Annotated in this window: 20 protein-coding genes; 17 read left to right on the forward strand and 3 right to left on the reverse strand. The window is 37.9% G+C overall.

Going from position 1 to position 20123, the window contains the following annotated elements; all coding sequences use genetic code 11:
* Nucleotides 1–2: 2 nt before the first annotated feature.
* Nucleotides 3–821, reverse strand: a complete 819-nt coding sequence (locus tag HW279_RS09060) for an endonuclease I family protein (RefSeq protein WP_009420261.1) — start codon at nucleotides 819–821, stop codon at nucleotides 3–5.
* A gap of 214 nt (nucleotides 822–1035) precedes the next feature.
* Here HW279_RS09060 and HW279_RS09065 point away from each other — a divergent pair, with 214 nt between their 5' ends.
* The 8 genes from HW279_RS09065 to HW279_RS09100 all read left to right on the forward strand — a co-directional run bounded on the left by HW279_RS09065 (nucleotide 1036) and on the right by HW279_RS09100 (nucleotide 7806).
* The gene (locus HW279_RS09065; RefSeq protein ID WP_178957495.1) at nucleotides 1036–1317 is read left to right on the forward strand and encodes a hypothetical protein; all 282 of its coding nucleotides are present in this window, start codon (nucleotides 1036–1038) and stop codon (nucleotides 1315–1317) included.
* A gap of 437 nt (nucleotides 1318–1754) precedes the next feature.
* The gene (pyrH, locus tag HW279_RS09070) at nucleotides 1755–2462 is read left to right on the forward strand and encodes a UMP kinase (RefSeq protein WP_002671891.1); all 708 of its coding nucleotides are present in this window, start codon (nucleotides 1755–1757) and stop codon (nucleotides 2460–2462) included.
* A 76-nt stretch (nucleotides 2463–2538) separates the two neighbouring features.
* Nucleotides 2539–3093 carry a ribosome recycling factor gene (gene frr / locus HW279_RS09075; protein WP_009750469.1) on the forward strand — a complete coding sequence of 185 codons (555 nt, stop codon included), beginning with the start codon at nucleotides 2539–2541 and terminating at the stop codon, nucleotides 3091–3093.
* Nucleotides 3090–4194, forward strand: a protein-coding gene (gene prfB / locus HW279_RS09080; RefSeq protein ID WP_157453576.1) for a peptide chain release factor 2 whose coding sequence is annotated in 2 segments (ribosomal slippage) — nucleotides 3090–3149 and nucleotides 3151–4194 — 1104 coding nt in all. Because the reading frame shifts where the segments join, the coding sequence is not laid out codon by codon here. Before frr ends, prfB begins: the two co-directional genes overlap by 4 nt.
* A 41-nt stretch (nucleotides 4195–4235) precedes the next feature.
* Nucleotides 4236–5981 carry an alpha-amylase family glycosyl hydrolase gene (locus HW279_RS09085; protein ID WP_178958735.1) on the forward strand — a complete coding sequence of 582 codons (1746 nt, stop codon included), beginning with the start codon at nucleotides 4236–4238 and terminating at the stop codon, nucleotides 5979–5981.
* Nucleotides 5982–5984: 3 nt separating this feature from the next.
* The gene (locus HW279_RS09090; RefSeq protein WP_178958736.1) at nucleotides 5985–6743 is read left to right on the forward strand and encodes a Mur ligase; all 759 of its coding nucleotides are present in this window, start codon (nucleotides 5985–5987) and stop codon (nucleotides 6741–6743) included.
* 27 nt (nucleotides 6744–6770) lie between these two features.
* Nucleotides 6771–7331 carry a hypothetical protein gene (locus HW279_RS09095; RefSeq protein WP_178958737.1) on the forward strand — a complete coding sequence of 187 codons (561 nt, stop codon included), beginning with the start codon at nucleotides 6771–6773 and terminating at the stop codon, nucleotides 7329–7331.
* Between the two features lie 4 nt (nucleotides 7332–7335).
* Complete coding sequence (locus tag HW279_RS09100) at nucleotides 7336–7806, forward strand: hypothetical protein (RefSeq protein ID WP_178958738.1); 471 nt, start codon at nucleotides 7336–7338, stop codon at nucleotides 7804–7806.
* Here HW279_RS09100 and mnmE read toward each other — a convergent pair.
* Together mnmE and HW279_RS09110 are read right to left on the reverse strand one after the other, a co-directional pair.
* Entirely contained in the window at nucleotides 7768–9186 is a 1419-nt protein-coding gene (gene mnmE, locus HW279_RS09105; protein WP_178958739.1) for a tRNA uridine-5-carboxymethylaminomethyl(34) synthesis GTPase MnmE, read from the reverse strand. The two genes, HW279_RS09100 and mnmE, sit on opposite strands and share 39 nt — an antisense overlap.
* Before the next feature lie 56 nt (nucleotides 9187–9242).
* Nucleotides 9243–9689: a helix-turn-helix domain-containing protein gene (locus tag HW279_RS09110; protein WP_178958740.1), complete on the reverse strand. Its 447-nt coding sequence runs from the start codon at nucleotides 9687–9689 to the stop codon at nucleotides 9243–9245.
* Nucleotides 9690–10077: 388 nt separating this feature from the next.
* Here HW279_RS09110 and HW279_RS09115 point away from each other — a divergent pair, with 388 nt between their 5' ends.
* The 9 genes from HW279_RS09115 (at nucleotide 10078) to HW279_RS09155 (ending at nucleotide 20099) form a co-directional block, all read left to right on the forward strand.
* Nucleotides 10078–11133 (forward strand): M14 metallopeptidase family protein, encoded by a 1056-nt coding sequence (locus tag HW279_RS09115; RefSeq protein WP_178958741.1) that lies wholly within the window; start codon nucleotides 10078–10080, stop codon nucleotides 11131–11133.
* A gap of 325 nt (nucleotides 11134–11458) precedes the next feature.
* Nucleotides 11459–11965 carry an Lrp/AsnC family transcriptional regulator gene (locus HW279_RS09120; protein WP_178958742.1) on the forward strand — a complete coding sequence of 169 codons (507 nt, stop codon included), beginning with the start codon at nucleotides 11459–11461 and terminating at the stop codon, nucleotides 11963–11965.
* Nucleotides 11966–12061: 96 nt separating this feature from the next.
* On the forward strand, nucleotides 12062–14260 hold the full coding sequence (locus HW279_RS09125) for an McrB family protein (protein WP_255495811.1): 2199 nt from the start codon (nucleotides 12062–12064) through the stop codon (nucleotides 14258–14260).
* A gap of 33 nt (nucleotides 14261–14293) precedes the next feature.
* Nucleotides 14294–14989 (forward strand): class I SAM-dependent methyltransferase, encoded by a 696-nt coding sequence (locus HW279_RS09130; protein WP_178958743.1) that lies wholly within the window; start codon nucleotides 14294–14296, stop codon nucleotides 14987–14989.
* Between the two features lie 191 nt (nucleotides 14990–15180).
* Complete coding sequence (locus tag HW279_RS09135; protein ID WP_178958744.1) at nucleotides 15181–16803, forward strand: ABC-F family ATP-binding cassette domain-containing protein; 1623 nt, start codon at nucleotides 15181–15183, stop codon at nucleotides 16801–16803.
* The gene (locus HW279_RS09140; RefSeq protein WP_218975866.1) at nucleotides 16803–18077 is read left to right on the forward strand and encodes a DNA methyltransferase; all 1275 of its coding nucleotides are present in this window, start codon (nucleotides 16803–16805) and stop codon (nucleotides 18075–18077) included. Before HW279_RS09135 ends, HW279_RS09140 begins: the two co-directional genes overlap by 1 nt.
* Before the next feature lie 3 nt (nucleotides 18078–18080).
* Entirely contained in the window at nucleotides 18081–18779 is a 699-nt protein-coding gene (locus HW279_RS09145) for an MjaI family restriction endonuclease (RefSeq protein WP_178958745.1), read from the forward strand.
* 28 nt (nucleotides 18780–18807) lie between these two features.
* The gene (locus HW279_RS09150; RefSeq protein ID WP_178958746.1) at nucleotides 18808–19248 is read left to right on the forward strand and encodes a hypothetical protein; all 441 of its coding nucleotides are present in this window, start codon (nucleotides 18808–18810) and stop codon (nucleotides 19246–19248) included.
* Between the two features lie 197 nt (nucleotides 19249–19445).
* Nucleotides 19446–20099, forward strand: coding sequence for a hypothetical protein (locus HW279_RS09155; RefSeq protein WP_178958747.1), 654 nt, complete (start codon nucleotides 19446–19448; stop codon nucleotides 20097–20099).
* Nucleotides 20100–20123: the final 24 nt, after the last annotated feature.

Genomic DNA, 20123 nt, shown 5'->3' on the forward strand with positions numbered 1-20123 from the left:
TACTACTGCTTATAACCTTTGTATGCTGGACGCACCAATTGAGGAAAATCAATAAATGGATTACGGTTGCCTTGTGCCTTTTCAATCACATTGTTACGCTGACGTTCAAGGTCAGAAACGGGATCTTCGTCATTCCATTTTAGGAGAACTTGAAGTCCTCCTAATACAATAACATCGTCTATTCTGTCGTGATATCGTAAGTTGATATACATAATCATTCGTGCAACATCTCCTTTCCATTCGTCTCCTGGATACCAAGCGCCTTTTGTACGACCAGCTTTCCCTTTACCATCGGTAAAAGGAATATTTCCTCTACTACCATTTAGTTTACTATCACAAGCTTTTAGATGATGTAAATCACCTTTAGCATCTCCCTTATACTTTGATTGTGGATAGATGTGTTCTGTATTGAATGTTTGGGGTTTATAAGTGTTACTTCCACTATTGTACTCTCTCCAGAAACGTTCTTCTCCTGTATAAACCAGTACAACATTTTGTGGATTTTTAAGGCTTGCATCGGCTTTATAAAGATATTTATGGCGCTCACCATAGCCTAATTGATTTTTATGCTTAGCGATAGTAAGAGCTGCCAAATCATCATACAAAGCTGTCCCCGTTTTAGTGAAATCAAACCCTTTATAGTAAGTTTTTAACTCCTCGGGTACTGTAATCTTTACAGGAGGAATGGGCTCCTCAGTAGTGGGAGTAGTGGTGGTAGGAGGGTTAGGAGCAGGAGGTACAGCAGGGAGAGGTTGTGCTTGGTCATCATTCTTGCAAGCTAACAAGAGCATTACGAATAATAAAACATAAATTCTTTTCATATGTATTTAATTTTTAGTTATTTGTTTACACGAAAAAGCTAACTTTAGCATTAGTAACGTTTTTCAATAGTACATTCTCATCTTGATGTATAATATCAGTACTGAAAACAGACTGTTGCATTATACTTCTTTATTTCTTATTTTCATTAAATGATAGTGCAAAGGTACGAAGTAATTATTAAATAAGCAAATATTGATTAATGGTTAATGGTTAATGATTAATGGTGAAATTAAGAAGGCTTATAGGATAAACGAACAACAGGCGAAGGGAGAGTGGGTCTACAGTGGCTCTACAGTGGCTCTACAGTGGCTCTACAGTGGTTCTACAGTGGCTCTACAGTGGCTCTACAGTGGCTCTACAGTGGCTCTACAGTGGCTCTACAGTGGCTCTACAGTGGCTCTACAGTGGCTCTACAGTGGGTCTACAGTGGGTCTACAGTGGCTCTACAACGAACAAAAGACGAACGATGAACGAAGGAACAACGAACCTAAATAGAAGGAAAGTTGAAGCTAAGGCAGAGATAAAAAGAAGGTTATTAGTGGATTTCAACTTTGCCAAAGATTTGAAACTTTGGCAAAGTTTATACAAATGACAGTACGAGCCACACGGGCACATAAAATTAGTAGATGAGTTAATTAGCAAATTAGCAAATGAGGGCGGGAGAATAAAATAATGTAGATATAGAGAGATTATAGGAAATACGAACAAATAACGGTGCGAGCCACACGGGTAGATAGAGGAAAGACGAAGAAAAATTAAGAATAAGAAGGGGACAAAGTGGAAATGAAAGAAAAAAAGAACGCATTTTGCAAATTTAATTCTTAATGGTATGTTGTTAATTGTTAATTAATCATTATCTTTGCCCCCAAAATAAGTACGTATATACGATTTGTTATAAAACAGACTCTTTAGATAAAATACATTTTTCATATATGAAATACAAACGAATTTTACTAAAACTCAGCGGGGAAGCCCTTATGGGAAGTCGCCAGTACGGCATTGACCCCGCACGTTTAAAAGAATACGCTGCCGAAATTAAGGAGGTAGTGAACCAAGGCGTGCAAGTGGCCATAGTAATTGGCGGGGGGAATATCTTCCGCGGGGTAGCTGGTGCCAGCAATGGTATGGATAGAGTGCAAGGCGACTATATGGGTATGCTGGCTACCGTTATCAACTCGCTTGCCCTACAAAGTGCCTTAGAAGACGAAGGACTTTTTAGTCGCTTGCAAACAGCTATCAAGATGGAAGCTATAGCTGAACCTTTTATTAAACGCCGTGCAGTACGCCACTTAGAAAAAGGACGCGTAGTGATTTTTGGAGCGGGAACGGGTAATCCTTACTTTACGACCGATTCGGCAGCGGTACTTCGTGCTATCGAAATCAATGCTGATGTAATCCTTAAAGGTACTCGTGTAGATGGTATCTACAATGCCGACCCTGAAAAAGACCCTAATGCGGTGAAGTTCGACCATATCTCTTTTAATGAGTGTATTGATAAAAACCTTAAAGTGATGGATATGACGGCTTTTACCCTTAGCCAAGAAAACCATTTGCCTATCATCGTATTCGATATGAACAAAAAAGGCAACCTCGCTAAAGTAGTAGCAGGCGAGAACGTAGGAACGACGGTCAATGATTAATGGTTAATGGTTATATTGCGATGCTTCTTTAACAATTGAAGGCTAACAACTAACAAATAATTAAAAACAATATACAATGAACGAAGAAATTAATATTATCTTAGAAACTACAAGCGAAGCGATGCAAGAGGCTTTGCAACACTTAGATAAGGCTTTAGCCAATATCCGCGCTGGCAAGGCGAGTCCGCAAATGGTAAGCAGTGTAATGGTGGACTATTACGGGGCGCAAACTCCTCTTAGTCAGGTAGCCAATGTATCAGCTCCCGACTCACGTACTATCTCTATTCAACCTTGGGAAAAGAAAATGATTCAGCCTATTGAGAAAGCTATCCAAATAGCTAACTTGGGCTTTAACCCAATGAACAATGGCGAAATGGTGATTATCACCGTACCACCACTTACCGAAGAACGCCGTAGAGAGCTCGTGAAACAAGCCAAAGGTGAAGGTGAAGACGCTAAAATAAGTGTGCGCAACGCTCGACAAGACGCTAATAAAGAGATTAAAAAGGTAGAAGCTTCGGACGATGTGAAGAAAGAAGCTGAAGAGCGTGTGCAAAAGCTCACCGACAAATACATCAAGAAAGTAGAAGAAGTATTAGCCGTAAAAGAAGCTGAGATCCTAAAAGTATGACAAACAACGAACAAGTAAAGGATTTAGTGAATCGCCTGGGTGCGTTAAGGAGGTATCTTTGACGTAGATGCCAAACGCATTGAAATAAGCAACGAAGAAGAAAAGACTTTTGCACCTGATTTTTGGGATAATGCCAAAGAAGCTGAGAAAGTGATGCGCGAGCTTCGCACTAAAAAGAAATGGGTGGAAGACTATGAGGAAGCCGAAAATCTTACCTCGGATATAGAAGTTCTACTTGACTTTTTTAAAGAAGGTGAAGCTACTGCGGAGGATGTAGACCAGCAATACGCCCAAGCCTTACACGCTATTGAAGCATTGGAGTTCCGCAATATGCTTTCGGACGAGGGCGATACGATGAGTGCGGTATTGCAAATTACGGCAGGTGCAGGTGGTACTGAAAGCTGTGACTGGGCATCGATGCTACTACGTATGTACACGATGTGGTGCAATAACCAAAAATATAAGGTGAAAACACTTAACTTCCAAGAAGGTGATGTGGCAGGAGTAAAAACGGTTACCATAGAGATTGAAGGCGAATACGCTTTTGGCTACCTAAAAGGTGAAAATGGCGTACACCGATTGGTACGCATCTCACCTTTTGATAGTAATGCTAAACGCCATACTTCTTTTGCCTCGGTATACGTGTACCCTTTAGTAGATGATACTATTGAAATAGACATTAATCCCGCTGATATTACCTTTGAGACGATGCGCTCCAGTGGTGCTGGCGGGCAGAATGTAAACAAAGTAGAGACAGCTGTGCGTTTGCGTCACCACCCTACGGGTATCATTATTGAGAATTCCGAAACCCGCAGTCAGTTGGATAATAAGAACAAGGCGTTGCAACTACTCAAATCGCAGTTGTATGAGATAGAGCTCAAAAAGCGTCAAGCCAAGCGTGATGAGATAGAGGCAGGAAAGATGAAGATAGAATGGGGCTCACAAATACGCAACTATGTAATGCACCCCTACAAACTTGTGAAAGATGTACGTACCAATTATGAATCTACTGATGTAGATAGCGTAATGAACGGTGAATTAGATGAGTTTCTCAAAGCCTACCTAATGCTTATGGGTACCAGCCGTACGGGCGATTTGTAATGGTTAATGATTAATTGGTTAGTGGTTAATACTTTTGGAATATGGGGGTAATGAATGATAATAAAATAGTAGTTTATCAAGTACTTACAAGGCTTTTTGGCAATACTAATACCACTAATAAACCTTGGGGGACGATAGAAGAGAACGGTGTAGGTAAGTTTGCTGACTTTACTACAAAAGCTCTTGAAGAACTCAAAGCATTAGGAGTAACACATATTTGGTTTACAGGGGTGTTACACCACGCCCTTACTACTGACTATACGGCTTATGGCATCAGTAACGACTTTCCCGCAGTGGTAAAAGGTCGTGCGGGTTCGCCTTATGCTATTAAGGATTACTACACTGTAAACCCCGACCTTGCCGATGATCCTACACAACGCTTGGAGGAATGGGAAGCTCTCATCGCCCGTACCCACCAATGCGGACTGAAAGTAATAATGGACATAGTGCCTAACCACGTGGCGCGTCGGTATGAGAGTATAGCCAAACCGGAAGGCACACGTGGTTTTGGCGAAGACGATGATACCACCGTACAATATGCGGTAAATAACAATTTCTATTACAATCCTAATGAAGCTTTTCAGTTGCCTGAGGGTATTTATGGCGAGTATCACGAGTTTCCTGCCAAATGGACGGGTAATGGCGCACGCGCTTCTAAACCCGACCGCAATGACTGGTATGAAACGGTAAAACTCAACTACGGGGTACGCCCTGACGGCACTAAGGATTTTGCTGAACTACCTGCAAGCTTTGAGAATGAAGATAGTGAAGCGCATTACCACTTTTGGGCTCATAAAACAGTGCCTGACACTTGGAGAAAATTTAAAGATATAGCCTTGTATTGGCTCGGGAAAGGAGTAGACGGCTTCCGTTATGATATGGCTGAAATGGTGCCGGTGGAGTTCTGGAGTTATCTCAATTCGGCTATCAAGCACCAAAATCCAAAGGCATTTTTATTGGCTGAAGTATACAATCCTAATGAATATCGTCCTTATCTGCATTTGGGCAAGATGGACTATCTATACGACAAGGTGCAACTGTACGACACTTTGCGCAATATTGTGACTCACGGACATAGCACCGATGCCATTGCCCCTATACAGCACAACCTTGCCGATATTGCACATCGTATGTTACACTTCTTGGAAAACCACGACGAACAGCGCATAGCTTCGCCTGAGTTTGCGGGATATGCTGAAAAAGCTAAACCCGCGATGACAGTCTCTACGTTTATTAGCGAGTCGCCAGTGATGCTGTATTTTGGTCAGGAAGTAGGGGAGAAAGCAACAGAAGTAGCAGGATTTGGTAGTCCGTCGCGCACGTCTATTTTTGATTATATAGGTGTTCCTGCACACCAGCGTTGGGTGAATAACAAACGCTTTGACGGTGGTCAGTTATCAGAGGCAGAACGTTCTTTACGCAATTTCTACCAGCGATTGCTCAACTTAAAAGTGAATGGGGCTTATATTGATTTGCACCAATACAATCGACAACATACTGATTATTACAACGATAGGGTGTATAGTTTTGCAAGAGGCAATGAGGAAGAACAGTGGGTGATTGTGAGCAACTTTAGTGAGCACGACTATTTTGGTTTTGACTTGCAGTTGCCAGATTACTTGTTGGGTAGTTGGTTCTTAAACGATGGTACTTATACGCTTACCGATGCTCTTTACAATGAAAAACACACTACCTTACAGATTGCAAATGGTAAAGGAAGATTGCGAGTAGATATAGCGCCTTTGGAGTCTTTAATATTCAAAATTAGCAAATTAGTAGATTCGTAGATTATGAACATTCATTTTATAGTAGCTCCCAGTACGCATTTGCGTCCGTTAATGGCTGAGCTACACAAAATACATCATATCACTACACTCCCCGAAGAGATGACGGCTACAATTGATTACGTGGTGGTAGACCCGCATCTTTCGCATACACACCCAGACTTATTACAAGCGCAACACTTAGGACTTAATATTCTATCGCCTATCTCTTTTCTATACGAATACTTTAAACACAAAACTCGTGTAGTGATTACAGGTAACAAAGGAAGAAAAGAAGTATTGGCAAGGGTGCTCCACACTATGGATTTTTGTAATCAACCAGTTAGCTACTACTTTGAAAGTCCTATCGAAGGGAAGCAAGTGCATTTTGCTGATACTGAATTTGTGCTTATAGAAGGTAATGAAGAGAGAGCTATGTTGCACCCCACAGTAGCTCTTATCAGCGATATGATAGAAGAAAATAAAGATATTTATAAACAATTTATAGAGGGGATAACCAAAGGAGGAATACTCATTTACAACGAAGAAGACCTGCTATTAAATGAGTTAGTAGGAAGCAATGAGAGTCCTATTCGCAAGATGGAGTATGGTATTCCAGCGTTTGAAACTCATAATGGTGAGACTTACCTCATTACCCCCGAAGGCGAATTACCCTTAGGTGAAACAAGTGCTGAACAATTGAGCTATATAGAAGCAGCCAAATGGGTATGCCAGAATATGGGCATAGATGAAGCCGATTTTTACGAGGCAATGGCAGGTATTTAATAAGATAATAATTAAAAATTTAGATATATGAAGTTTTATTTTTCACTCATAGTTTTAGCTTTAAGCTTTTTTACAGCTTGTAATTCGAGCAATCAAATAAGTAAAGATGAGGTATCTAACCTTATTGCTGATTATTTAGAAGAGAACCCTTTATTTGAGACAGGGAAATTTAATACCAACAAGCAGAAGTTAGACAGTACCAAAGACAAAGATTTGTTAATTACTATACAGGAATTAGCAGATGAGGGGCTTATTGATATTAATAATGAGAAAAGTAGGAAGAGATGGTTTTCAAAAGATAGTGTATATGTGATTTCTCCTACTCTTACTAAAGAAGCACTTCCTTACCTTGTGAAACAGAACAAGAACAGTGCTAATGTTAAAACAATCATTTATAAATTAAATGATAAAGGCATTACTATTGAGAAGAGCTCAGAAAAGGTGGTTATTTGTAATGTAGTATTAGATAAAGAGAAAACACCTTTTTATAATTTTGGTAAAGACCCGTATCCTAATACAACCTTTATCACTCAGAAGTTTAAGTTGAAATACAATGAGAAAAATGGCTGGAAGATTATAAAGAAATAAACTTATGAAGAACGTAACTATACTTGGTTTGGCACAAGCATTATTAAGCCTTATATCTGGGGTTTTAATATCCAAAATGTCGTTTATAGGGAAAATAGGCATAAGTACAATGTACCGTGAGTATACCATTTTCAAAACTTGGTGGAAAACGGCTCTTTTATTATTGGTAATACAGTTAGTACTTATTGCTGTATTACAACTGTTTAAAGCAAAAGTAAGCGTATCGTTTAGTAGATTATTAGCCTTTTTACTTATTGTTCTAGGAGGAATAGGAGCTTACTTTACTTATATTGATTTCACAACTACTTCACACAAAATGATGAGATTAAGCTTTCATTTAGGGTTTTATCTCTTTTGGGTAGGGTGGTTTATCACTTGCTTTTATTATTTGTTGTTCAAGAATAAGAAAAAAGAGGATAATATTCAGCAAGATTTCTTATTTGCCGATGCAGAAGCGGGAAAAGATGTTTCCTAAGACCTCATCATTGCTTACAGCTCCTGTGATAGTACCTAAATGATAGAGAGCTTCGCGGATATCGATAGCTAATAGGTCACCTGAAAGTTGTAATTGTAATCCTTGTTCTATTCTTTCAATACTTTGTAAGGTATTGTGTAGAGCTTCGTAGTGGCGGATATTAGTAATAATAGTTGCTTTACCTGTATTATTAAGACTTTGAGCATAGTGAGAGAGAAAATCTTTAAGGGCTAAAATATTATTTCCTTCTTTAGCTGATATTCTCAGTAGTGTATCGGTATAGTCTTTCAAGGATTGTAAAATCTCATTATCAAAAAGAGTTATATTACTTTCTGTAGATAAGTCAGTTTTGTTGTGTAATAGTACAAATTTAGTTCCTTCGCGGTAATTTTCTTTTACAAAAGAAATAATCTCTTGGGCAGAGCTATCTTTTACATCGAATAAGTAGAGCACAATAGAGGCTTTTTCTATCTTTTCTTTAGCTTTTTGTACACCTATAGCCTCGATTTGGTCTTGAGTATCGCGAATACCTGCGGTATCAATAAAACGAAAAGCGATACCTCCTATATGAAGTGTTTCTTCAATAGTATCGCGGGTAGTACCTGCAATATCCGATACAATAGCGCGTTCTTCGTTCAGAAGGGCATTTAATAAAGTAGATTTGCCTGCATTAGGCTTGCCTACAATAGCCACAGGAATACCATTTTTTAGTACATTACCTACTGAAAATGATTGTAAGAGAGATAAAACAGTGGTTTTAATAGTGCTCAAAAGCGCTTTAAACTGAGTTCTATCGGCGAACTCTACATCTTCTTCCGAAAAGTCTAATTCAAGTTCTATTAATGAGGTAAAGTTCAATAATTCTTGTCGTAATTCTTCTATCTCAGAAGTAAACCCACCTCGCATTTGCTGTAATGCTACCTGATGAGAAGCTTTACTATCGGAGGCAATCAAATCGGCAACGGCTTCGGCTTGATTGAGCGCTAATTTGCCATTGAGAAAAGCACGTTTGGTGAACTCCCCAGCATCGGCTAAACGAGCTCCTTTTGCCAAGCACAGCTTGATAACTTCTTCTACGATATAATTACTTCCGTGACACGAAAACTCAACTACGGGCTCACCTGTATAAGATTTAGTTCCTTTGAAAATAGTAGCCAAACACTCGTCGATTACTTGGTCTTTACTTTCGAGAGTTCCTAAATGAACTGTATGTGACGGAGCTTCAAGTAAAGATTTTCCAGTATAAGGTTTGAACACCGAGTCGGCTATGGCTATGGCTTCTTTTCCCGATAGGCGAATTACAGCAATGGCACCGACCCCTGAAGCAGTTGCCAAAGCTACAATCGTATCATTTATATATAAAGAATTATCTCTCTTCATTCTATGTTATTGAAAATTGGTGCAAATGTAGTGATTTTTTCATTACTATCAATTTACTAATTTTCAAAAACCTCAAAGCGATTATCTTCATAAAAGAAAATAATTCGTTTAATATGCTTATTAGTGAGTAATGGTAAGGCTTTTGGCTCTACTTGCTTTTCTTTTATTGCAACAGAAGGTGGAGCAGGAGTAGGGGCTTGCATTTCTATTTCGGGAATATCACTGAAAAGGTCAGGTTGTTGCGTTTTTTTAGCACTGGCAAGCTCTTTATCTTCCTTACGAGGGAAACTTCCTTTTCCTTGTGTAATCCAATACATATCTACTTCAGGAAATTTTTCGATGAGCTTTAGGATAAAATCCAAGCTCGGTTTGTTGCGTTCTGATAAGAGATGAGAAATCCCTGAGCGCTGAATCTCTAAGCTATCAGCAAAGGCTGCAGCATTTAAACCGTAATAATCCATCACTTGTTGTAAGCGAATGGCAAAATCTGATGTGTTTAACATTGTAACATTTGTTTATTTTCCTAAGAATGCACAAATGTAAATCAATATTTTGAGATATACAAATATAAACAAGGATATTTTTTGTCACATTAAAGTGTTTATTTATGATTGTAATGTAAATTATTAGTATATAGGATTATACAAAACTACTATAAGAATAATCTATAAGTGTAATCATTATGAAAATGGTATTTCAGAATAGAAGGGAAAGTCTTTTTATAAAACATAATAATCGTTAATTAGTATATTTAGCATTATTAACAATTTTACAATTGTAAAACACTAAGTAATACAAATGTAACGCTTAAATATAAGGAAACTTTTACTTTATTACAGGTTGTACTTTAATGAATATTTATTACTTTTGCTTTTAAATATTAATATACAGATGAAAAAACAGCTTTCTGGGCGTTATATCACTTATCCGATGATAGCCCCACTTTTAGATAAATACCCTTTTGAGGAGGTAATATCCTTAGGTACCTCAGTTAAAGGGACACCTATTGACCTGTACAGAGTAGGGAAAGGCAATAAAAAGATACTTATGTGGTCGCAAATGCACGGTAATGAATCAACTACTACCAAAGCGCTTTTTGATGTTTTAAACGAGCTTAAAACAGCTGATTTCTTATCGGAATTAAGTGTCTATTGCATTCCTATGCTTAATCCCGACGGTGCTGAGATGCTTACACGTGTAAATTACAACGGTATAGACCTTAACCGTGATGCCGATGAACTTACACAACCTGAGAGCAAGTGTTTACGGAAAGCTTATGAACTTGTACAGCCTAATTATTGTTTTAATCTGCACGACCAGCGCACTATTTTCAGTGTAGGACAGACAGCTTTGCCAGCTACAGTTTCTTTCTTAGCACCTGCTTATAATGAAGAGCGCAGTATTAATGAAGTACGCCAGAAGGCAATGGAAGTGATTGTAGTAATGAACAGCACTTTACAGCACTATATACCTAATCAGGTAGCGCGTTTTGACGATAGTTTTAATATCAATTGTACGGGAGATAAGTATACACAATTAGGTACTCCCACTATTCTTTTTGAAGCAGGGCACTTTTCTAATGATTACAATCGTGAACAAACGAGAGTATATATTGCTATGGCTATATTTAGAGCTCTACAATATATAGCCACTTGTAATGTTACAAATGTGAACTACAAAGATTACTTCAGTATACCTGAAAACGATAAGTGTTTTTACGATATTATTTTAAGAGACGACTCTCATTGTGGTAATGATGTAGGTATTCTTTATAAGGAAGTTTTGGAGAATGAACAAATATCGTTTGTGCCTTATATTGCTGAGATAGGTGATTTATCTAAAAAATACGGACATAAAGAAGATGTTTTATCAAAGTTTATAAGTTCAGCCATTGATAAAGATTATATTAAAAATCACTTGGATTTATCGGCATTGAAAATAGATTAATGGTTAATGGTTAATGGTGAATGGTTAATGGTTAATGATTAATGGTTAATTAGATGGGGCTTATAAGAAACTTATAGGATAGACGAACAATGAGTGGCTCTACAGTGGGTCTACAGTGGGTCTACAGTGGCTCTACAACGAACAAAAGACGAACGATGAACGAAGGAATAACGAACCTAAGTAGAAGGAAAGTTGAAGCTAAGGCAGAGATAAAAAGAAGGTTATGGGTAGATTTTAACTTAAAAAGTATGTTGCAATTTGGAATATACAAAAAAACATTGTTACTTTGCGCTTTTAAAAAAAAGAACTCGTAAACTTAATGTAGATGGCAAAGTATAGATTAGATGAAATGGATCTTAAGATATTGGATATTCTTATAGAAGATGCACGAAAACCCTATATAGATGTTGCTAAGGCACTTGATATATCGTCGGGAACAGTGAATGTACGGATAAGAAAAATGGAAGAATTGGGGATTATAAAAAGTTCTGCCATTTCAGTAGATTACGAGAGAATGGGGTATACTTTTATTGCTTATGTGGGTATCTTTTTGGAGCGCAATCATCAAGCTGATTATGTTTTGGAACGATTAGAGGCTATCCCGTTTGTAACAGAGGCACACATTACTTCAGGGAAATACAATCTGTTTTGTAAAATTAGGACAAAGGGGGTGAAACACGCTAAGGAAGTTATTTATATGATAGACGACATTCAAGGCGTGTCGCGCTCAGAGACAATGATATCAATGGAAGAGGCTTTTAACGATAAGAGTCGTTTGCTTCATAAGGCTTTCCGAGAATTGGATTTATATGATTTTTTAACTACTAAATAAGAACTTTTTAAAAGGGCTATCTGAATGAAAAATCGGGTAGCTCTTTTTGTTTATACAGAAAATTGAGTAATTTTGTTGCGCAAAAACTGAAATACTATGAATGAGAAAATACAAGCACTCATAAGCAATTACATTCGTTTCTTACAAGAAAAGCCTTCTAATCCTGATAAAGTGTACAAATGGCAGGCAATAGAACATTTTGAGCAGCATTGGGATATTAATGCCCCTGATTTTTACGAAATGTTTAAAGAGGCTTTTCGGAAAAAGGACAATTTAGTAGATTACCGTCCTTTTGGTATATTGGAAGCGTTAGGAGAAAACTACCCAACGAAATTAAAGGAATTGTTGGGTATTGTTTATGGGGCTGATGATTTCTATACCAAATTGGGAAAATGCAGGACTTTTACTGAAAATGTTATTGATGACTTAAAAGAAAAAAGCAATACAAATTTTAGTACAAAAATTGATGAGCGTACCCTTTCTTTTTTACTGACGCTGAAATTCCCTAATGAGCATACTTTTTATAAAAGGGATATTTATACTAAGTTATGTGAGTATTTAGGAGAAGTTTCTCGAAAAGAACGCAAATTCGAGCATTTTATTGAGTTACTTACCGAAATCACGACTTATTTTAACAATCCTGAGTTAAAACAACTCACGAGCAACTTTATTCCACAAGGTTTTGATGAACCTTTGCTATTGGCTCAGGATATTGTGTACCAGAATATGACAACTTCTTCAGAAAAAGCATTTAGAAACGTATTGGATAAGATTCCTAAGCATTGGGCATCTGTTTTCTTTTACAAATTAGGAAATATTATAGAGGATTTAGCATTAGAAGATACCGAAAATCAAGTGTTCAGTGTTAGATTAGATGAAAAATCACTTCGTTATCACATAGGGAAGAGGATTTGTTTAAGTGTAAGTCCCAAAGAATTTCTTTTTATTACAGGAAGGGAAGTAGATATCCCAAAACTGAGAAGGGAAGAGTTTGAAAGACCTAACAATGCTTTTCTTTATTATCAGGGAACCCCACAACATATTGAAACATATTACCCTGATATCAAAAATGCTGTCAAAGAAGAGATAGCACTTGATAAGGAAACCTATTCTAAAAGTTATGACAATAGTTATTTCAGAGAATATGTTTTTGAAAAGAAATACAAAGTAGAATTTGAAACCATAGAAAACAATATGACAAATCAAGCGATTAAGCCTACGATTATTGACCTACTACATTACAAACACCAAATCATCTTACAAGGTCCTCCAGGCACAGGTAAAACCCGAGAAGCCAAGCGTATTGCCAAACAACTATTAGGTTTGAATGACAATGATAGCTTAGAGGGGAATGAGCAGTTTAAACTCATTCAGTTTCACCCCAGTTACTCTTATGAAGATTTTGTAAGGGGTATTGTTGCCAAGCCTAATGAAGAGGGAGACGGGATTATCTATACAGCTGAAAATAAAGTGTTAGCTGAGTTTGGAGAGAAAGCTTTGAATAATTGGAATAAAACACAACAAAGTACTCAAACTCTAGAAGAGCAGGACATTTTTGAGGCTTTTATAGAACATATCAAAGAAGAATTAGCTCAAAGTGAAGACTACAAATACCCACTAACTGAAGCCGTTTATCTTTTTGATGCTGATGACAAACGATTTAAATACAAAGGCGATAATTGGGTTGCTCATTCCAAAGGGTTAAATATGAAATTTTCAGAGATAAAAAAGATTATAGAGTCTGGAGCTGAAGAAAGACAAGATATTATGAAAAATCCTAATCTTGAGGCTTTAACTCATACATCATCAACTTATTTCTTAAAAATAGTAGAAGAATACTATGAATTTAAACAAACATATAAACCTATTGTAACGGATATACCCCTTAAAAACTACGTTTTCATAATTGACGAAATCAACCGTGCGAACCTTTCAACAGTATTGGGGGAACTCATCTATGCCTTGGAATATCGCGGGGAATCCGTGGAGAGTATGTATGCCATCGATGATGACAATAGTTTTACGCTACCGCCTAACCTCTACATCATCGGTACAATGAATACGGCTGACCGCTCGGTAGGGCATATAGATTATGCCATTCGTCGGCGCTTTGCCTTTGTGAATGTGTTACCTAAGGAGTTAGAAGGGAATTTTGATAAAAACTTGTTTAAAGCAGTAAGTAAGCTCTTTATTGAGAACTATGATGAATATATTAACAATACAGATACTGAATTAAAACGTGCCAAAACCTTATCACCTGAATTTAAACCAGAAGATGTGTGGCTGTTCCATTAATCATTAACAATTAATCATTTATCATTAAAAAATATGTCACAATTCTACAATAGTATCGCTGAGAAATACGATGCTATCTTTCCACTATCGCCCGCACATAAACTCTTTTTCGCTGCCGAAGTGCACGGCAAGACAGTTCTTGATGTAGGAGCGGGTACGGGCAACCTTACCGCCTATCTGCGCGCACAGGGCTATGATGTTACGGCTATCGACCTCAGTAAAGCACTTATTGCTCAGGCTACTGTCAAGGGTATTGAAGTGCAAGAGCTTAATATGCTTGCTATCGATACTTTACCTATGTTCGATACCATTATAAACATAGGGAACACGCTTCCACATTTGGATAATAAAGACGAAGTGCAGACTTTTCTTAAAAAGGCTTATAACCAACTCGACCAAGGAGGCAAACTTATCTTGCAAATGGTAAACTTTGAGAAGTATTTTGCCCAGAAAGAAGGTAATTTTCTCGGTAACCTGCCTTTAATAGAGAACGAAAAAGTAAAGTTTGAGCGTTCTTATCACTTAAATAGCGATAACAAGGTAATATTTAGGACAGTTTTGGACGAAACTATCGCTAATGAAGAGCTTTTACAGCCTATTTTTTCCGAAGAACTCACCCAATGGCTCTCTCAAATAGGTTTTAAAGACCTTAAACTATACGGTAACTTCAAAAAAGAGCCTTTTAATCCTGAAACTTCAATGGCGCTTATTGTAATAGCTCAGAAATAACTTCTCTATACAATTGCTATTATTTTCATATCTCACAAATATTCCGTACTTTTGCACTTTAAAACAATACATTATGGCACGATTAGGAATATTATGTGCTTTAAACAAGTAACTCAACGTTATATTTATAGTAGATATTTAATTTAAACATTTATCATTAAACATTTATCATTAAACATTAATCATTAACAATGTTATCAGTATCCAATTTATCAGTACAATTCGGCAAGCGCGTCCTCTTCGATGAGGTCAATGTAACCTTTACTCAAGGCAACTGCTATGGCATCATCGGTGCCAATGGAGCAGGCAAATCTACCTTCCTTAAAATCCTTTCAGGCAAGCAAGAACCTACTTCGGGTCGTGTGATCCTCGAACCAGGCAAGCGTATGTCAGTACTCGAACAAGACCACTACGCTTACGACAACTACACTGTGCTCGACACCGTGATTATGGGCAACAAAGTCCTCTCCAAAGTCAAAAAAGAGATGGACGATCTCTATGCCGACTATTCCGATGAGCACGCCGAGCGTATAGGTGAGCTACAAATACAGTTCGATGAGATGAATGGCTGGAATGCCGAGAGTGATGCTGCTGCTTTGCTCTCTAACTTGGGTATTGTTGAGGATATGCACTACACTATGATGTCCGAAATGGATGGCAAACTCAAAGTGCGTGTACTTTTGGCGCAAGCCCTCTTTGGCAACCCCGATGTACTCATAATGGACGAGCCTACCAACGACCTTGACTTTGAGACTATTGGTTGGCTGGAGAACTTTTTGGCAAACTATGACAATACGGTGATTGTCGTTTCCCACGACCGCCACTTCCTCGATGCCGTTTGTACTCATATCTCGGATATTGACTTCGGAAAAATCAATCATTATTCGGGTAACTATACTTTCTGGTACGAAAGTAGTCAGCTAGCTGCCCGTCAGCGTGCACAACAGAACAAAAAGGCGGAAGAGAAAGCCAAAGAATTGCAGGAATTTATTGCGCGCTTTAGTGCCAACGTGGCAAAATCAAAGCAGGCAACCTCTCGTAAGAAGATGTTGGAGAAACTCAATATCGAGGAAATCAAACCGTCCTCTCGTCGTTACCCTGCCATCATTTTCGACCGCGACCGTGAGGCGGGCGACCAAATCCTACACGTGGAAAACCTCGCTGCGTCTATCGACGGACAGGTATTGTTCCAAAATGTAGACATTAACCTTGCCAAAGACGACAAAGTAGCCGTGATTTCTAAGGATTCGCGTGCCACCACTGCCTTTTATGAGATTCTCAACGGCAACCTTAAGCCCGATGCGGGTACTTTTGCGTGGGGAATTACCACTTCTCAGTCTTACCTGCCCGTGGATAACTCCGATTTCTTCACTCAAGACCTTTCTTTGGTGGATTGGTTGCGCCAATGGGCAAAAACAGAGGAAGAGCGCGAGGAAGTATACGTGCGCGGGTTCTTGGGCAAGATGCTTTTCAGTGGCGAGGAAGCCCTCAAAAACTGCAAAGTGCTCTCAGGAGGCGAGAAAGTGCGCTGTATGCTCAGCCGTATGATGATGTTGCGCGCCAATGTGCTAATGCTCAACGAACCTACCAACCACTTGGATTTGGAGAGCATCACCGCCTTCAACAACTCGCTGAAAAACTTCAAAGGCACCGTGCTTTTCACCACCCACGACCACGAATTTTCACAAACCGTCGCCAATCGTATCATCGAGCTTACCCCTAGTGGCATTATCGACCGCTATATGACCTTTGATGAGTATATGGACGACAAGAATATTCAGGAATTGAGGGAAAAAATGTATAAACAATCATAATGACAAAAAAAACACTACATACAATAATTAATGGTGATAGCCGTAAAATGACAGAGGTACCCGACCAAAGCGTGCACCTTGTTATTACTTCACCTCCGTATTGGCAACTGAAAGACTATGGTACTGATGAACAAATAGGCTTCAATGATACCTATGAGGATTATATAAATCATCTGAATTTGGTATGGAAAGAGTGTTATCGTGTGCTTCATAATGGTTGTCGTCTCTGTATCAATATAGGAGACCAGTTTGCTCGCTCGGTATATTACGGTCGTTATAAAGTAATTCCTATACATTCGGAGATTATCCGCTTTTGTGAGGCGGTAGGTTTTGACTTTATGGGGCAGATTATTTGGCAGAAAGCTACGACTATGAATACTACAGGGGGAGGGGCTGTAATGGGTAGTTTCCCTCATCCTCGTAATGGAATTGTAAAGCTTGACTTTGAGTATATTTTGCTCTTCAAAAAGCAAGGTAATGCCCCCAAGCCAACCCCCGAACAGAAAGCCCAATCAGCAATGACCAATGAGGAATGGAACACCTACTTCAACGGACATTGGTATTTTAACGGAGCTAAACAAGACAAGCATTTGGCAATGTTCCCCGAGGAATTACCTAAGCGCCTTATTAAGATGTTTTCTTTCCCTCAAGAGACCGTGTTAGACCCTTTTATGGGTAGTGGTACTACGGCTACAGTCGCCAATACATTGGGTAGAAACTCCATAGGTTATGAAATCAATCCCGATTTTATACCACTTATCCAAGAACGTATCAAAGGAGATTTGTACAGTGCTCCCATTATAAAACTTGTCAAACAAGAAGGGGCTATCAACTTTAAAGAAGAAATGCAACAATTGCCCTATCAGTTTGTTGATACTCATAAGATAGATAAAAAGATAGATGTAAAGCAATTGCAATTCGGTTCAAAGATAGATGCTGAGAGTCCATCCGAGCGGCAAGAACTCTTTACAGTTACTAAGGTTGTTTCACCCGAATTATTACAACTCAGTAATGGTTTGTTTATTCGTCTTATAGGTATCAAAGAAAAGGAGGAAAGTAAAGAAGAAGCCATTGCCTTTTTGCAAACTAAGTGCAAAGGGAAAAAGGTATTTCTAAAATATGACCAACAGAAATATGATGCTAACAATCACTTGTTGGTATATTTGTATTTAGAAAATAAAACTTTTATCAATGCTCACCTATTAAAACAAAAATTAGCCTTTGTAGAGAAAAATATGGAGTATAAAAATAAACAAAAATTTCTAAATTTGTAAGTTATGACGAAAGAAAATACAAAAAAATATTCGTTGGAGTTTGGCAAAAAGGAAAAAGTATTGAACTATGCTTGTCAGACATACCAATTATCACGTCCTAATAAGGTAGGAGCGGTAATGGCACTTATCAGAGAGTGCCAACCACAGACTTTTGAACAGTGGGAGACATGGTATTTTGAAAATGCAGTTACCGAAGGAAAGAATTCTTTTAGAGTTACTAAAGAAAGTCTGACAGAACTTGGCGAAAGATTGTATGCAAAAATTACAGAAGTAGTAATCCCTGAATGGATAGAGGCATTTGAAAATCTAACCGAGGAAGATTGTGTAGCTTATATTTATAATCTTACAATTAACCGTACTTATGATGGTTATCTTCGAGAAAAATCTGTAGTAAATGACGGATTGGCAAAGCAATTTCCAAATCTCACTTTCGAAGAGAGTACTCCTGAGTTAGATCACGCAGGAGATATTGACTATATTGCTAAAGTAGGAGAAAAAGCTATAGGGATACAGATAAAACCTATTACTGCCAAAGCTAATTTTGGTTCTTATTCTCTTACAGAACGAATGAAAGCTAGTTTCGATAACTTTCAAGAACTATTTGGGGGCAAAGTATTTGTCGTTTTTAGTTTAGATGGCGAGATTGCTAACAAAGAAGTGATTGGAGAGATACAAAAAGAGATTGAAAGACTTAAGAGGTAAAATAATAATTATATAAAAAGATTCTAATATGAGAAAAATGTTTACATTAAGAGGAGCAAGTTCCTGTGGAAAGTCTTCTAAAATTAAGGCAATAGCAGAATGGATTAGAGATAATTATAATTTAGAAGTTTCAGGAATCAATTTTGATGATTCGGATATTTTAGGAGTCTTACAAGTAGGAAAACTCAAAATAGGTTTCGTTAGCGCAGGTGATAGTGAAGAATGTGTTAAGGGAGCTGATGAAATTCTACAACAATATCCTGATATTGATATAATTATAAATTGTTGTAGAACTAAAGAAAAGAGCTATAAATATATTAATTCTACATATAACTATGCTAATGGTTGGATAGGTAAATACATTGATGTTGAGAGATATGAAGCTAATGAAAAAATAAAACAACAACAAAGAGATAATAAAATTATAGAAGAAATAAAGAGTTGGTTGTTTGGAATAGAAAAACTATAATACTTTTCAATAATAATTATAACTAAATTTAGGTACAGGCAACCTAATATTGTGTTCAGGCAATACAAAATAAAGTGTAGGCAGTACAATATGAAGCTCAGGCAACTCAATATTAAGTATGAGCAATGCAAAATAAAGCATCGGCAGTACAAAATTAGGTAATAACACATCAAAATAATTAAAAAAAAAGTAAAGTTATGAACAGATTTCACATCTCATTTGAAAAATTCAAGAATTATTCCTTCATTTTTGAGAATATTTCCAAAAATGATGTCCTAAAAAAGGAATTAGCTGAGTACGGCTATGGCGATAAGGAAATCGCACAAGGCAAAGCCCTATACGATACCGCCGCCCAGATGTACGAAACCAACAAGCGCGAGACCTCCGAGGAAGCTCTCGCCTATAACGAATTCTCTAAAAAGCTCGAAGCCTTCAAAAACGTTTATGCTACCGACCGCAAGAAGGCTAAAATCATCTACAAAGAGGAGCCTAAAATCCTTATTGCCCTTCATATCAAGGGAGTGGCGCCTTTGCGTACCAATAAGCTCCTTGAAGACATCGAGGCGTTCTACAAAGAACTCAAAGCCAAACCCGATTTGCTCACTCCGCTCAATAAACTCAAAATCACCGCTGAGCATATCGAAACCCAGCTCACCGCCCTCGCCGATGTAAAGCAAGCCGAAGCCACTTACGTCCTCGAAAGAGGTGAAAGTCAGCAGACTACTAAGGACAAAGACACCGCTTTTGCCGCCTTCGAGAAGTGGGTACGTGAGTTTTATGCCATCGCTAAAATCGCTTTGGAAGACAAACCCCAACTTTTAGAGAGTATCGGCAAGTTTGTAAGAAGTTAAAGAGAATTTATTAAAAACGAATTA

Source organism: Capnocytophaga sp. oral taxon 903, from assembly GCF_013394785.1.
Lineage (GTDB): Bacteria > Bacteroidota > Bacteroidia > Flavobacteriales > Flavobacteriaceae > Capnocytophaga > Capnocytophaga ochracea.